The organism is Schleiferia thermophila (assembly GCF_003337435.1).
GTDB classification, from domain to species: domain Bacteria; phylum Bacteroidota; class Bacteroidia; order Flavobacteriales; family Schleiferiaceae; genus Schleiferia; species Schleiferia thermophila.
The window spans coordinates 237,050-251,530 of sequence record NZ_QPJS01000003.1 but is presented as its reverse complement, the minus strand read 5'-3'; the positions used below and the strand labels follow the sequence as shown (position 1 = coordinate 251,530).

General features: G+C 42.5%; 20 protein-coding genes. 6 read left to right on the top strand and 14 right to left on the bottom strand.

Going from position 1 to position 14,481, the window contains the following annotated elements; translation table 11 throughout:
* Nucleotides 1-43: 43 nt before the first annotated feature.
* The gene (locus tag DES35_RS08510) at nt 44-610 is read left to right on the top strand and encodes an anthranilate synthase component II (RefSeq protein WP_051889312.1); all 567 of its coding nucleotides are present in this window, start codon (nt 44-46) and stop codon (nt 608-610) included.
* Complete coding sequence (gene xrtF / locus DES35_RS08505) at nt 607-1,158, top strand: exosortase family protein XrtF (RefSeq protein WP_114366337.1); 552 nt, start codon at nt 607-609, stop codon at nt 1,156-1,158. Before DES35_RS08510 ends, xrtF begins: the two co-directional genes overlap by 4 nt.
* On the opposite strand, the gene pth is transcribed toward xrtF, so the two are convergent.
* The 11 genes from pth to trxA (DES35_RS08450) all read right to left on the bottom strand — a co-directional run bounded on the left by pth (nt 1,147) and on the right by trxA (DES35_RS08450) (nt 8,089).
* Nucleotides 1,147-1,716: an aminoacyl-tRNA hydrolase gene (gene pth, locus DES35_RS08500; RefSeq protein WP_114366336.1), complete on the bottom strand. Its 570-nt coding sequence runs from the start codon at nt 1,714-1,716 to the stop codon at nt 1,147-1,149. The two genes, xrtF and pth, sit on opposite strands and share 12 nt — an antisense overlap.
* A gap of 28 nt (nt 1,717-1,744) precedes the next feature.
* On the bottom strand, nt 1,745-2,329 hold the full coding sequence (locus DES35_RS08495) for a 50S ribosomal protein L25/general stress protein Ctc (protein ID WP_037358721.1): 585 nt from the start codon (nt 2,327-2,329) through the stop codon (nt 1,745-1,747).
* 27 nt (nt 2,330-2,356) lie between these two features.
* Entirely contained in the window at nt 2,357-3,289 is a 933-nt protein-coding gene (locus DES35_RS08490) for a ribose-phosphate pyrophosphokinase (protein WP_037358724.1), read from the bottom strand.
* A gap of 158 nt (nt 3,290-3,447) precedes the next feature.
* Nucleotides 3,448-3,753, bottom strand: coding sequence for a thioredoxin (gene trxA / locus DES35_RS08485; RefSeq protein ID WP_037358726.1), 306 nt, complete (start codon nt 3,751-3,753; stop codon nt 3,448-3,450).
* Nucleotides 3,750-4,058 (bottom strand): rhodanese-like domain-containing protein, encoded by a 309-nt coding sequence (locus DES35_RS08480; protein WP_037358728.1) that lies wholly within the window; start codon nt 4,056-4,058, stop codon nt 3,750-3,752. Before DES35_RS08480 ends, trxA (DES35_RS08485) begins: the two co-directional genes overlap by 4 nt.
* Nucleotides 4,045-4,260: a hypothetical protein gene (locus tag DES35_RS08475; protein WP_037358731.1), complete on the bottom strand. Its 216-nt coding sequence runs from the start codon at nt 4,258-4,260 to the stop codon at nt 4,045-4,047. The genes DES35_RS08480 and DES35_RS08475 overlap by 14 nt, the downstream gene beginning before the upstream one ends.
* A 94-nt stretch (nt 4,261-4,354) precedes the next feature.
* Nucleotides 4,355-5,350, bottom strand: coding sequence for a DUF6745 domain-containing protein (locus tag DES35_RS08470; protein WP_037358734.1), 996 nt, complete (start codon nt 5,348-5,350; stop codon nt 4,355-4,357).
* A 1-nt stretch (nt 5,351) separates the two neighbouring features.
* Nucleotides 5,352-5,675: a hypothetical protein gene (locus DES35_RS08465; protein ID WP_037358736.1), complete on the bottom strand. Its 324-nt coding sequence runs from the start codon at nt 5,673-5,675 to the stop codon at nt 5,352-5,354.
* Between the two features lie 161 nt (nt 5,676-5,836).
* On the bottom strand, nt 5,837-6,298 hold the full coding sequence (locus tag DES35_RS08460; RefSeq protein WP_037358740.1) for a nuclear transport factor 2 family protein: 462 nt from the start codon (nt 6,296-6,298) through the stop codon (nt 5,837-5,839).
* 2 nt (nt 6,299-6,300) lie between these two features.
* Complete coding sequence (locus DES35_RS08455) at nt 6,301-7,059, bottom strand: bacteriorhodopsin-like (RefSeq protein ID WP_037358742.1); 759 nt, start codon at nt 7,057-7,059, stop codon at nt 6,301-6,303.
* Between the two features lie 241 nt (nt 7,060-7,300).
* Nucleotides 7,301-8,089, bottom strand: coding sequence for a thioredoxin (gene trxA, locus DES35_RS08450; protein WP_037358746.1), 789 nt, complete (start codon nt 8,087-8,089; stop codon nt 7,301-7,303).
* Between the two features lie 213 nt (nt 8,090-8,302).
* On the opposite strand from trxA (DES35_RS08450), the gene DES35_RS08445 reads away from it, so the two are divergent.
* The 4 genes from DES35_RS08445 (at nt 8,303) to DES35_RS08435 (ending at nt 12,317) form a co-directional block, all read left to right on the top strand.
* Nucleotides 8,303-10,651 carry a hypothetical protein gene (locus tag DES35_RS08445; RefSeq protein WP_037358748.1) on the top strand — a complete coding sequence of 783 codons (2,349 nt, stop codon included), beginning with the start codon at nt 8,303-8,305 and terminating at the stop codon, nt 10,649-10,651.
* A 174-nt stretch (nt 10,652-10,825) separates the two neighbouring features.
* Nucleotides 10,826-11,602 (top strand): T9SS type A sorting domain-containing protein, encoded by a 777-nt coding sequence (locus tag DES35_RS08440; protein ID WP_037358750.1) that lies wholly within the window; start codon nt 10,826-10,828, stop codon nt 11,600-11,602.
* A gap of 21 nt (nt 11,603-11,623) precedes the next feature.
* Nucleotides 11,624-11,797 (top strand): hypothetical protein, encoded by a 174-nt coding sequence (locus DES35_RS11550; protein WP_160171978.1) that lies wholly within the window; start codon nt 11,624-11,626, stop codon nt 11,795-11,797.
* A 151-nt stretch (nt 11,798-11,948) separates the two neighbouring features.
* On the top strand, nt 11,949-12,317 hold the full coding sequence (locus DES35_RS08435; RefSeq protein ID WP_037358751.1) for a DUF2200 domain-containing protein: 369 nt from the start codon (nt 11,949-11,951) through the stop codon (nt 12,315-12,317).
* Nucleotides 12,318-12,746: 429 nt separating this feature from the next.
* Here DES35_RS08435 and frr read toward each other — a convergent pair whose 3' ends face one another.
* The 3 genes from frr to DES35_RS08415 are packed head-to-tail and all read right to left on the bottom strand — an operon-like array spanning nt 12,747 to nt 14,464.
* Nucleotides 12,747-13,307 carry a ribosome recycling factor gene (frr, locus tag DES35_RS08425; RefSeq protein ID WP_037358753.1) on the bottom strand — a complete coding sequence of 187 codons (561 nt, stop codon included), beginning with the start codon at nt 13,305-13,307 and terminating at the stop codon, nt 12,747-12,749.
* Between the two features lie 11 nt (nt 13,308-13,318).
* A complete protein-coding gene (pyrH, locus tag DES35_RS08420; protein WP_037358755.1) occupies nt 13,319-14,026 on the bottom strand; it encodes a UMP kinase in 708 nt (235 codons plus the stop codon).
* 12 nt (nt 14,027-14,038) lie between these two features.
* On the bottom strand, nt 14,039-14,464 hold the full coding sequence (locus DES35_RS08415; protein ID WP_037358760.1) for an SPOR domain-containing protein: 426 nt from the start codon (nt 14,462-14,464) through the stop codon (nt 14,039-14,041).
* Between the last annotated feature and the right edge of the window lie 17 nt (nt 14,465-14,481).

Here is a 14,481-nt window from a genome sequence, read left to right as displayed (position 1 = left end):
ATGGATGCTATGACTTGAAATACCTTTGCGGTACTTAAAAATTATGAGGAAGCGTATCCTGCTGGTTGACAACTATGATTCGTTCACCTATAACTTATGGAACTACCTCTGCATAAATGATGCAGAAGTAGATGTAGTACTCAACGACCATATCGATCTCACCTTAGTGGAATCATATGATGGAATAGTGCTCTCTCCGGGACCGGGGATTCCGGCGGAGGCGGGACTGATGCCGGAACTGATTCGCTCGTACGCCGGGAAAATTCCTATGTTGGGTATTTGTCTGGGTCATCAAGCATTGGCAGAAGCCTTTTCAGGTCGACTTGAAAGACTGAACCAACCTTACCATGGTGTAAGCCAGGAAATTATCATTGAAGACATTCCAATTTTTGAACAGGTGTCAAATCCCTGCACTGTGGGGCTATATCACTCCTGGTTTGTAAGCAGAGTGAATGAGCCTTTTCAAATCGCTGCCCGCAATCTTGACAATATCCCAATGGCTATTTATGCAGAAGCCTTACATTTGACAGGGGTTCAATTTCATCCTGAAAGCATTATGACAACCGAGGGACTCCTAATGATCAGCAATTGGATTAAGTCACTGAAATGAAAGAATTTAAACCTACAATTTTCTTCCTTCTGCGCTTTGGTGGTTTTTACGCTCTTAGCAGCATCTTGTATGGAATGTTTATCCGAAAGTACCATCCTGTCGCTGATCCACTTACTGTATGGACGGCCAATCACACCTATGGGATTATGAAATTCCTCGGATTTGATGTAGCCAAATATCCCACCGAGGGGTATCCCAGTATTGACATTTTTTGGAAAGGTGAATACGCAATTTCAGTATTTGAGGGATGCAATGGATTTATCCTTGCACTCCTGTTCATGGTCTTTGTGGTGGCATTTCAGGGAAGTGTCAAAAAGATGCTATGGTTTATTCCGGTAGGATTTGCGGTCATCTATGTGCTCAATCAGCTGAGGCTAATTTTATTGACCATCATTGCAGTGGACTTTGCTCGCCACATGCACTTCTTTCACAAGTATTTCTTTACTGGACTGATCTATGCAGTAGTACTTTTAATGTGGTTTTGGTGGGCGAGACTCAACAGAGAATCGCAAGCCGAAACTGCCAATGAGCAAGCCTCAGGTGCCTGAGTTGAACTTGTTCATGGCTATGTGGGCACCAGCCAATATAAACGTTTCAATGCAATCAGTGGCACGGTCGATAAATGGCGGTAAAAGAGAAGCCTCTTCATCAGAAAATTTTCCCAGCACATAGTCGACTTGTTTCCCTTTCGAATAGTTGTTGCCGATGCCCAGACGCAATCGAGCGTACTGTCGGGTCTTCAACCACTCTTCTACGTTTTTTAGTCCATTGTGTCCGGCATGGGAACCTTGGATTCGCAGTCGGAGTGTGCCAAAGGGAAGGGCCAGGTCATCGGTAACAACGAGCAGATTTTCCAGGGTAATCTTTTCGGCCTCCAGCCAATAGTGGATGGCTTTGCCGCTGAGATTCATGTAGGTGGTGGGCTTTATCAGATAAATGCTGTGGCCCTTCAGTGTATAAGAAGCCAGGAAGGCATGACGCTGAAGTGCAAAATTGACGCCCGACCTTAGCGCCAAATGGTCGAGCGTCAGAAAACCTATGTTGTGCCTGGTGAACTCATATTCAGAACCCACATTGCCAAGCCCGGCAATCAGAAATTTCCTCACCAGCAGCGATTCAAGGTATTACCAGTTGCTAAGCAGTTGCTTCTTCGGTCTCTTCGGTTTCTTTGACCACATTTCTGGTGGTGCGGATGGTACAGATCACAGCAGTGGGAGCATTGAGAATTTCATAGTTGTTGGTAGGCAAATCTGAAACTCTCACGCTTTGACCTACTTTGAGTTCGGTAATGTCGTAAGCAATTGCATCCGGAAGATTTTCAGGCAGTGCTCTAACTTTTACTTTTCTCAATACCAATTTGAGCTTACCACCTAAGCGCACCCCACGTGCATTACCTGTGAGAGTGATGGGCATCTCTACGGTAATCGGCCTGCCGGGAACCATTTGCATGAAGTCAATATGAAGGATCGCATCTGTGACAGGATCAAACTGTATGTCCTGCATCACAGCTTTTATAATTTCACCTTCCAAATCGATTTCAGCAATTTTGACCTCTGGGGTATAGACCAGGTGTCTGAAGGCATTTTTGTGTGCATAGAAGTGAATTGGTGCATCCCCTCCATACAGGACACATGGCACCATATCTTCACGGCGAAGCTGAGCAGCCGAGTTGCCTCCTAGCTCTGTTCTTTTTTTGGCGCTGATGTGAATTGATTTCATCGGAATTTAAATTACTATGTTGGTTTTTTATATTATAAAAGAATCACTTATCGATTGGTGATAATGAACTTTCTTCATCACCGAAGCAAACATCTCCGCAATTGAAATTACTTCAATTTTTTTGGATATTTTTTTAAGTGGGATGGTATCCGTAACTACTACTTTAGACAGAGAAGACTGTTCAATTTTTTCGTAGGCCTCTCCACTAAGCAGGGGGTGGGTGCAATAAGCCATTACACTTTGGGCTCCTTCCTCCATGAGCATGTCCGCTGCTTTTGTAAGGGTACCGGCAGTGTCAATCATATCATCTACCAGAATGATATTGCGGTTTTTTACATCGCCGATCACGGTTATTTTTTCAATTTCATTAGCCTTTTTCCTTTGTTTGTAGCAAATTACTACTTCTGCACCTAACGCCTTGGCATAGGTATTTGCCCTTTTGGAGCCCCCCATATCTGGGGAGGCAATGGTGAGATTTTCAATATTTTGGGCCTTTATGTGAGGCAAAAACAATGAAGAAGCGTACAGATGATCTACGGGAATTTCGAAAAAACCTTGAATCTGGTCAGCATGCAGATCCATCGTCATGATGCGCGTGGCACCCGCTGCTGTAATCAAATCGGCCATCAACTTAGCTCCTATCGGAACTCTGGGTTTGTCCTTCCGGTCCTGACGCGCCCAACCAAAATAAGGGATTACTGCGGTAATATGCTTGGCCGATGCCCTTTTTGCAGCGTCAATCATCAGCAGCAGCTCTATCAAATTGTCATTGGGCTGATGTGTGGAGCTGATCAGAAAGACACGAGCACCCCTCACAGTTTCTTCAAAAGATGGCTGATATTCACCATCACTAAATTCTGTGAATATCACTTTGCCCAAAGGCTGCCCGTAGGCATCCGCTATTCGCTCCGCAAGATATCTGGAGCCTCTGCTGGAAAAAATTTTTGCGGTTGGGATCAATTTATTGTCCTTGTTTTACAGAAAAATAAAAGCCCCAAAAAGGGGCTGCAAATGTAGATAAATAATTTGTCTGTTAGTCGATGTAAAACCGTTGTTTTATTTAATGATTTTTTAAAACCTTCCAAATCCCCTGTCTGAAAATAACCAAATAAGTGGCTTCAGGCTGACAAATTTGAGTAAATGATGTTTTTCAGATGGTGAAGGGGAACCATTCCCGATTGTCTCCAAATTTGTTTTCCATTTTTGTACAAAATCAAAGTGGGGACACCACTGACATGCATCTGGGCAGACAGAGCTGGATTTTTGTCCACATCTATCTTGATAATTTTAACCCTGTCGGTCGGCACATGGCCTGCCAGCTCTTTTAGTATCGGTGCCTGCATTTTGCACGGTCCACACCACTCGGCTGAAAAATCTACCAACACCATTTCACGGCTGTTGATGATTTCTTGAAATGTACTCATTTTTCGATGTCAAATTCCCATTCAAGAATGCCACCTCTCAAATTATATACATTTTTAAATCCCATTTTTTCCATATACATACAGGCACTTGTAGATCGGGCGCCCGAGCGGCAATAAATCAGGTAATGCTTTTCCTTATCCAGTTTTTCCACCTCTGCCATAAAGGCGGGAGGATTGTTAATATCTGCCAAAATGGCTCCTTTGATATGGCCCTGCTGATATTCAGCTGGTGTGCGCACATCAATCAGAATGTAATCGGGCTGATTCAATCTGCTGTGAAATTCTTTGGAATCAAGATGGGTCATCGCTTTTTACTTCTTTTTTATCAGCCACAAACATAGAAACTGCCAAATACCCCAACAACAAGCCATATCCAGATGCTGTGTAAATATTTGACCAAATCGCACATCCGTTGATACAACCCACCTGATAGTAATACAGCATACCACCGGCAAGCCCGGCCACAGCTCCGATTGTTTTAAGATAAACAGGCTTTATTTTTTTCATTACATTGGAATTGTGTAAGAAGAGAGCTCAAAGATAAACCCTTCAAAACATCAGTTTTGTGACTCAGAGCATGCTTGGGATTGTACTCTCCGGATCAAGTTTCGATGACCGGCTGATATTCATCCAGTTCTTTCCCAAAAGTCCAGGCCACAGCTTGAAGCGCACTCTTAATTTCAGGAGGAACACACAACATATACGCCCGACCGGTACTTGGGCAGATGACCTTTACAAACTGAATGTAATCGCCCGAAAGATCATCAGGTTGATTGGATTGGTAAAGTTCTACCAGATAACCCTGGCGATCGATGGACTGGTCTCTTACTCTTAAATCAAGCAGTTCAGCAAAACGCTTACTGCCGAGAATTTCCATATAGGCTCGCCTTTTTTCGACGTTTTTTTCGCTCATTACCATGGTCTTGGTAACCCGATCTGGGTTTTCATAAAATTCGGGAGATATGGGCCAGTTGTTGTAAAAATAAAAGCGTTGATCTTTCCAAGACAGGCACGGTTGATCCGGTGTGTGAAAAATTCCCATTGGTGTGACGTGAAAATTATCAGGCCATCTCAATATAACAGCTTCATATCGGGTGAGATAGCTAAAAAACGATGAACCATTCCGGGAAAGCTCTTCATACAGTCCCACCATATCGGTCAAAGGATGTTGCTCTGAGAATTCGGCTATAAACTCACTAAATACACTTTCAAAAACCGTGAGCAGAAAGGTATCGTCGCTCACCACAAAGGTCGAAATACCGGGGGATGTGTGTTGTCCGAAAAGAATCTGCCGTATCTGATGTCTGTTGTTTTTCAGTTGGACAAATTTGGCGCGGTATTTTTCATTAAAAAGCCGGTGGTACTTTTCGATGAGGTGTTTGGCAGTCAGTTGGCGATGAAGGTCGCTGAGTACTTTACTTCTAAAAGCCGCCAACATGAACTGGTGAAGGGTCTTGTCTTCGCGCAAAGCGGCACGTTGGACCTGATGGTGAAATTCTTTCGGCGTATCACAAATGGTTACAAAATCAGGAGCCGGAAGCTCTGCCAGCGAATAGTAAAATGCCAGTAAGTTCTTAAGTTCATTGGCTTCCTTCATCCTAATCCTGAATGAGCTCTATTGCTTTCAGATAGGGATTGTACTCGCGCTGTCTTATGATCCTGTAAGTTCCTTTTGGCAAATCAATAGGTGCATGCTCTCCTGTAAACAATAGGGTTTGAGTATGCAGATGTTCAATTTGTGCTTTGGAATGTACCCGAAGAAAAATCTCGGATCCGTCACTTAATACAGTTACATTGCCTGTGGCATAATGGCCATGATAGCGGCCTTCACCTCTTACTAACAGATTTGAGTTGGCCTCTTTACCTTTGAGTTCATCCTCAGGAATGGATTCGATCAATACATCACCTTGTCTCCACTGCATAATTCGAGAATTTTAGATATAAAACTTCAGCTTGCGCAATTGTTTTCAAATTTACCTTTTTCTCTTTGTTTCTGCATCTTCTTTTTCAAAAAGTAAATTTTTCATACAACCAACGTTAAACCCGTCATGCACCACCGGAAATCCCAGACCCAAACAGTTTGTTAATTGACTTCCTTTACCCCTATTAAAGAACTGTGATAACGGGACTCCTTCCATTGGCCATCTTTCAATCTCCAGATGATGGTCGCGATCACCTGAAAAGACAATATCCGATCGGGCAATTGCAGGAGCTGATTAAAATCTACAACACTGTAGCCCATATCTGTCGCTTTGAGTGCCTCATAGCCGGTGATTTCACTCCATGTATTTGCATTCATTGCTCTTAGCTTAGGGAATAACCCCTGAAACCACTCTTCCCATTCTTTCCGATCTCTGATTATTTTGGAGCCACCATCCACATCGATATCGATGATGCCAAAATCATCATCGCAGATCTCTGCCAATCGCCTGTAATTGTGCTTGCTGACACAGTCCAGCATCTCTACTGTGAGCTCAATAAAGGGCTTAATATAAAAATGAGCCGGATAAACCGGCTCACTTCTTTCAACTTTTACTGGATTCATGGTTAAGCTGCTTGTGCTTTTACTTTTTCCAGGTCGGAAATAGCAATTCCATACACCACCAAGCCAAAACCTATTTTGTTAATGGCATCAGCTATGTTGTAAAACAGGTCCACGGCACTTGGCTGCCATCCAAAGGCTAAATTTAACCATCCGCCTGGCATACACATGTATCCGATGGGATAAATGGCCCAACCCACCAATATAAACCATGACAAAGTGCGAATTCCGCGAATTACAGTTGGGTTTTGGGTTTTTTCGGCCAATTGTTTCACTTCGCCAAACCAGGCTAGATAGAGGATATATACATAACCCAAAGTAGAAAGAACTCCGTATAGCACACTATGACTTGTGCTTCCACCTTCTGGATTAAAAGCTTCGCCAATATAGCCAAATACCAACATCCACACAGCAGCAATGATCAACCTCCACATTAGTCCTTTGGTAGCACCAGCCGGTTTGGTGAGCAGATAAAACTCAACGCACATCAGGGGTACGGTCAGCGTCCAGTCAATGTAACGCAGAGCCGTTGGGTTTGAACCTGTGTTTGCGTAGTAATCGCGCATGTAGTAGTAATGCACAGCGGCAATACCGGTGATCAAACCTGATACCAGCAGCGAGGTCTTCCATTTGTCCGGTACTCTCCCCCTTTCGATGAAGAAAAATACGGAAGCTGCAAACATGGACATGTAGCCGGTAAAGAAGGTGAAGGCTACGGGATCGTCTACCGGGATGGTAACGACATCGAGTAAATTTGTTATCATTTTTGTTTAATTTAATATTGCATTTAATAAAACATAATTTTTTTTTCTTTTTTCGTAATAAATGAAAAAAATTTTTTTTTATTGCTTATTATCAAATATATAAAATCATATTCTTTCCTAACTTCTCATTAAGAAAAGTATAGTTACCAACCACTTACAAGATTTTTGTTTATTTATTTACTTTCATAATTAAACAAAAAACCGGCTAATGCCGGTCCATAATACGTGCAAATTCGTTCTTTCAATTAAGATACATGCCAAATTTTCTCCTATACTTTTTGCTAAGCTCATGATTTTCTCCCAACTGATGAAATAGAGCAACACATACACGCCTTGCAAGTTGCTGATAGGCTTCTTTATCGTACAAAAGACTATCAATCAGTTGGTTAAGAGCTTTTTCTGCCTCCCCGGATTGAAAAGCTTCTGCTGCAGTTCTCAAGTAGTGATCAACCTTCGTATTTTGGTCATAGGGCGAGGTTAAAAACTCATGGATTGACATCAGGTCCTGAACTAATTCCTCATCGGTCTTCAGATCAGTCCATTGCTGAAGCTTTTGAATTGCCTCTTCCGGGGTTTTAAGCACAGAGGCTCTCAGCAGCAACTTCCGAGCCTCCTTGTGCATAGGATATTCCTTGACAAATTTTTCAAGGTCGGAGTACATAGCAGAAAGCTCTGTTTCCGACAGTTTTTCCTGAAGTTGCAACCATCTTTCTTTTTCAGGTGTAGGTAGGAGTTCATCCAGCCAAAGTCTGAGCTCGTGTTTTGGCAATGCACCAACTTTTTCAGCCACAATCTGTCGCTTGTGAATAAGCTTTAGAGTAGGGATTCCCTGTACTTTGTATTTGTGCATGAGTTCAGGTTGCTCATCGGTATTTACCTTTACCAGAACCCATTTTCCGTCAGCTTCACGGGCCAATTCTTCGACGATCGGGCCAAGAAATTTACAGGGGCCACACCAGGGAGCCCAAAAATCCACCAATACCGGTATCTGTTCACTTTTGCTGAGAATATCCTTTTCCTCGTTAATCATAAGTCAATCCATTTCTTCAGTCTGCAAAGTTTATATCTACCTGTATAAAATCGCAGTAATCCCCGTCACCTATTCATTTGGATAATTGATCGCACTTTCAATAATGATGTTTTTTAATTACTCAAAAACAAACTTTTACAAATGTTAATACAATAGTAACATAGACATTTTCTTACACATATAGGTTTGTCCCTAATAAAACAACTGTTTTTTATGAAAAAATTTACCTTTAAACCTATTCTTCTCAACCTTTTAGGGCTGATCGCTACGTCCATTGTCGCAACAGGTCAAACCATCATTACACAATGGGATTTTGAACAAGTTGCTTCGACCACCAACCCGGCTCCTTCCTTTGGCTCCGGAACTGCTTCGGCCATTGGAATGACACCTGCATCCGGCACTTTTGCCGGTACAAATAATGGATGTACTCAAACATCAGGCACAAATGCCTGGCAATTCAACCCAGCTACTCCCGGTAGTTCAAACGAGACCAACGGAGCGCAGTTTTTAGTATCCACAGTCGGATTTCAAAACATATATTTTGAATACGACCATAGATTTTCCGGTACAGCTACCAGAACTGTGCGAATTCAATACACCCTCGACGGTACCAACTGGTTAAATCTGGATGTTACGCCATCGAATTATTCGAACAGTTGTTCCGGTAGAGGGGGCATAGACAACGGGCGTATCGATGTTTCTGATCCGGTAGGAAGCAACCTTTCAGATAGCTGGAGCAGAAGAATAATTAATTTTTCGGCCATTTCCGGAGCAAACAACAATCCAAACTTTGGTGTACGCGTTGTAGCGGCTCATTACTCTACCACTGGTGAGTTCAGACAGGCCAATAATGTAAATTCCATCGCTACCGGTGGTGCATGGCGTTTTGACAATGTAACTTTTAAAGGTGATCCTATTGGAGCCACTACGTTCTACAACAAAACCACAGGAGATCTGAACTTGCTCTCCACATGGGGCACCAATCCTGATGGCACAGGAACACCTCCCGCAAGCTTCACTGCTGCCAACCAGATCTTCGTCATTGCCAACGGTAACCCGGGCATTTTTTATACCTTTGAAATCAGCGGGGCCAATTCGAAAGTAGTAATAGGCGATGGCATCAATCCGATTCAGGTGTCTCTGGATCCAACCGCTGCCGGTACCGGACAAATCATAGCTCCAGTACTCGATATTGCAGAATTCGCAACTTTCATCACCCGAACCAATAATTTTCCAACACTCGGGATAATTGCTCCTGGCTCGACCTTTCGATACACAGGTCCATCTTCACTCACCCTCAACGTAGTGGCTGCCTCATACGGAAATTTGGAATTACTGGGCAGTGCCACTAAGAATTTGCCAGATGCAAGTTTTTCTATAGCAGGCAATCTTACACTTGCCGGTACAATTAATACCAATAGTACTACTTTTCGCACGATCACTTTTACTGGGGACTCCATAAAGCTAAATACCGGTGTCAACATGCAACCCGGTAGCGGAAATTCAAACACCACTCAGCGAAATACCAATATTGAAATGAGCTCTGTAGGAAACCAGTGGATTTGGGCTGCCTCTAACTCCGATACACTGCGAATTGGTCGTCTTATTTCTACCAAATCCTCCGGTTCTCTCAATATTGCAGCTCCTATAGCGCTGTACAACCGAATCATTCTTAACTACACAGGCACGGCACAATTTAACGACGGAGGTCAACATATACTTATTGGTGACAACATTGAAGCTCAAGGCCTTACTTCGGCCTACAACCTTACAGGAACGTTTGAAATCAGAAGACTCGATGGCTCTACAAGCAACCACAACATCCGCCGAGACGGAGCTAATAATGACAATCCGGCAGTGTGCGAATTCAATAATCTTATTTTAAATTCTTCCAATTTCATCAATTTCAGACCTACTTCTAGTATTTCAGCTTCCTATACAGTAAAAGGAAATCTATTGATCCAGTCATCCGCTAATCTGATAGACTTTGGCACCAACAATACGTTCTCTGTTACAGGAAACCTATCCATAGTTTCTGATACGTTGGTTGTTTTTCCCGGTGGACGACTTTCAGTTGGAGGTTCCGTCACCAACAATGGAGTGATCGAACTGCGTGCATCTGCAGCTAACGGTGCTGCTCTCCTGAAAGTTAATGGGGCTGTGCCGAATGTCAGGGTATCGCAACATATAGAAGGTACATCGGGCACCGGAAAGTGGATTCACACGCGCATGCCAGTAGCTGCACCTCTGAATTCTGTTGTAGCCTCCAGTGCCATCATGTTTATCAACAGTGCATCAGGCTCTGTTTATCGATGGGATGCCAATCAGGCTAGTTACATAGCTCCGACATCAGCTACGGATGCTTTTACCTCAGCTGAAGGATGGGTACTCTATGTGGGTGATAACCAGTTCGGCACCTTTGTCAACTCCCTGCCTGCCACCATCACCACATCCTCAGGAACCATCGAAGATCAATCACAAAACTATGGTGTATCACTGTTGTACAACGATGGGCAATCTTCTCCCTTTCTCATAGGTCCGGTAGCCCAAACTCAAGGTTAGAACCTGATCTCAAACCCTTATACAGCGAATTTTGACATAGCCGAGGGAGAACTCAACAGTTCGGGCTCATTTGGCATTCACGTATACCGGGATGGAGCTTATGATACCTATCACCATGCAAATAATACTGGGAATTCTAACTTGCGCTATCTTCCATTGGGACAATCGTTTTGGGTGCAGCGATTAGCCTTACCTTCTTCTCAGCAATTTGTATTTAAAACAACCGGGGTTACCTTATCCAATCCATCCAATTTATCCAAACCACAAACACAGCCAGGTGAATATCACTTCACTTTGCGTTCAGTGAATTCGGCCAACGGTAAAGTGATTAAAACATACCTATCTGCAAGAAATCAGGCCAATGACAACTTCCAAATGCATGAAGATGTAGTAGCCAGGTTTAATGAAAACGGCTATCAACAGTTCTATACATACCAGGATAATGTGGCTCTTTCGATCAATACTCAGAGTAAACTCATGACAGGAAGCCGTTCAATACCTCTCTATTTTGAACACAACCAACCGGGCATCTTTACCATCGAACCTATCAATGCCGATGAACAGGATCATGCCTTCACTGTAGTTCTCGAAGATCGCCACTCCAAAATCCTTACAGACCTGTATCAATCTGGATATACCTTTCAACATCATCCCTCAATCGAAGTCAATCGCTTTATGATCCACATTAATGCTCCTGCCGTAGGAGTAATCAATCAAAAACCAACAAAAACCAATCTGTGGACTTCTTCAGATAAGATTTTCATCCAAAAAGACATTGAAACTGTAGCCCTTTTGGAAATCATTGACCTTACGGGAAAAACAGTTTACAGCAATCGCACAGCTCTTTCACGCGGAGTACATGTATTCCAAGCCCCTGTCCTACCTAAAGGTCTTTATTTAATTCGCCTCACAGAATCTGACCAATCCACAACTATTAAAACTATTTTTTAATCTAATAAATTCAACTTTACTATGAGAATATTTTTTAATCTCCTGGTTTTACTTCTGCCGATACTTACATCAGCCCAGCCCGGAATGCCCAACAATCCAACACCTATCAACGGACTAGTAGGACTTCTTGCTGCAGCGGGAGTTACCTATGGCTTGAGCGAATATGCCCGAAAGCAAAGAAAGAAAAAGGATTAATTGAAAACATTTCCTTAATTGTCCACATTCAGGTAAATTCCGGATGTGGATTTTTTATTTAGCTACAGCTTTTTACAAAATTTGTACTTTTACAATAGCTGTACACGAGGTGCAATTACTTTTTGAAATTCAACTCCTTAACTAATGATGCATGAAATCTTCCAAAGAACACCATGAAAAAATTGCTAAAATGACCTTTGCTTCTGTTTATCCGCATTATGTAGCAAAGCTGGAAAAAAAGGGTCGAACACGGCAGGAACTTCACCAGGTAATCGAATGGCTAACAGGTTTTAATGAACATCAGATTTTTAAACATATCGAAGAAAATTCGACTTTTGAAGAGTTTTTTAAGCAAGCATCCATTCATGAAAATGCCAGGTACATTACCGGAGTTATATGTGGCTATCGGATAGAAGAGATAGAAAATGAGCTCACCAGAAATATCCGGTATCTGGACAAACTTGTTGACGAACTTGCGAAGGGTCGAAAGATGGAAAAGATTCTTCGTTCAGGTCAATAATTTAGAAGTCAAGCATTAATTGAGGTTTTAACTGTAGAAATTCTGAAGTCCATATCAGTACTAGAAATTACTGACAACACCTTGATAAAGCGATAGAAATTAAAACATTTCTTCTCCATACATGGACTTTCTCTAAATAATCCAAGGGTATATCTCGCTCTCTTACTTGTGCGAATAAATACTACGCCATATCAAGAATCCAGAACTTCCTAACCAATACTTGGCATCGGCACCTTAGCTCATGGGATTCACTGAAGTTCGATACTGTTGATTTCAGGATGTCCAAATTCATAATATGATTTGTACAAGATTGAATTTTGAAAACGCAATCAACTAAGGCGGTAATCGACCTCCCCCCCTTTGCTAAGCTGGGGGGGATGCCAACAAAAACTGTAGGCAGACCCACAATTGCCGTATTCGATTTCATTATTATACGGTCATGATATCTGCTTCTTTTTTCTCCAAAATCTGATCAACTTTTGCGATGTATTGATTGGTAAGCTTTTGCACGCGTTCTTCAGCATCTTTTACCAGATCTTCAGCTACACCTTGATTTTGAAGCTTTTTCAGCTCATCGTTGGCTTCTTTGCGGGCAGCTCGTATTCCTACACGGGCATGCTCGGCTTCAGACCGGCTTTGTTTTACCAAGTCTTTTCTTCGCTCTTCGGTAAGAGGTGGAATGTTGATGATAACCATCTCCCCATTGTTTTGAGGGTTTAGGCCAAGTCCTGAATTCATGATTGCCTTTTCGATTTCAGGTATCATTTTCTTTTCCCAGGGTTGAACAGTAATGGTTCGGGCATCGGGGACCATCACATTGGCTACTGTATGCAGCGGGCTCATCACACCGTAGTATTCGAGTTTGATGCTTTCGAGCAGTGCGGGGTTTGCTTTTCCGGCTCTGATCTTAACAAGCTCTTTTTCCAGGTGATGAACAGCTTTTTTCATCCCTTCTTCAGCCGTCTCGAGTATTAGTTGGATTTCGTCCATAGTCTTTTATATTAATTAGTTACAATAGTTCCTACGTTTTCACCGAGTATCACCTTTTTCAGATTTCCAGGTTTATTCATATCGAAGACGATGATAGGCAGGTTGTTTTCTTGACTTAGGGTAAATGCTGTCATATCCATTACATTGAGGCCTTTTTCATAGACTTCCTTAAAGGACAGTGATTCGAAACGCGTAGCTGTTGCATCTTTTTCAGGGTCAGCCGTATAAATGCCATCTACACGTGTGCCTTTTAATATAGCATCTGCATCTATCTCTATAGCCCGAAGTGTAGCGGCCGTATCGGTGGTAAAGTAGGGATTTCCGGTACCCCCGGCAAAAATGACGACTCTTCCTTTTTCCAAATGTCGGATGGCTCGTCTTCTGATGAAAGGTTCAGCGATTTTATTCATTTCAATGGCTGACATGCAGCGAGTGTAAATGCCTTCATTTTCAAGGGCTGATTGCAATGCCAGCGCATTGATCACTGTTGCCAACATGCCCATATGATCGGCTTGTACACGATCCATTCCAGCAGCAGCTCCAGAGACTCCTCTGAAAATATTCCCTCCACCTATTACAATGGCAAGCTGAAGACCTTGTTCCACTACATCTTTTATTTCATTGGCGTATTCTTTCAGCCTTTTCGAATCAATGCCATAATTCTGCGTCCCCATAAGTGCTTCTCCGCTGAGTTTGAGCAAAACGCGTTTGTATTTCATCTATTGTATCATTTAGTTTTGTTGAATTCTGAGAAAGGGGGTAATTTGAGTTTTGACCAAAAAGGCCCCATTAAACGTCTGCATCAGCTCTACCCGCACTCCTTCAGCTTCCAGCCGGTCTCTGAAGTCGCCTACCTGTACTTTATAATTGGGCATTTCAAAAACTGTATATACCTGATGCGTCTGATTCAATTGAAGGTATTGAGTTCTGATTTTGTCTGCCATTTGTTTATTACCGCTAAAAAGCTGAATTCGGTATCCGGTTACCCTGCTTTTGTTTTCAAATCTCTTTTTGTAGTTTTGAAACATTAGCCTGGTACTTTCACTCATTTCTTCTGCTATCTGGGCATGAGCTTCTATTCCTACACAAAACAAAGTAATGAATAGAGCGAAAAGAAGTTTTTTCATTCGTGCATTGGCAATAAAAAACCCGCTCATTGAGCGGGCCAAAGTTA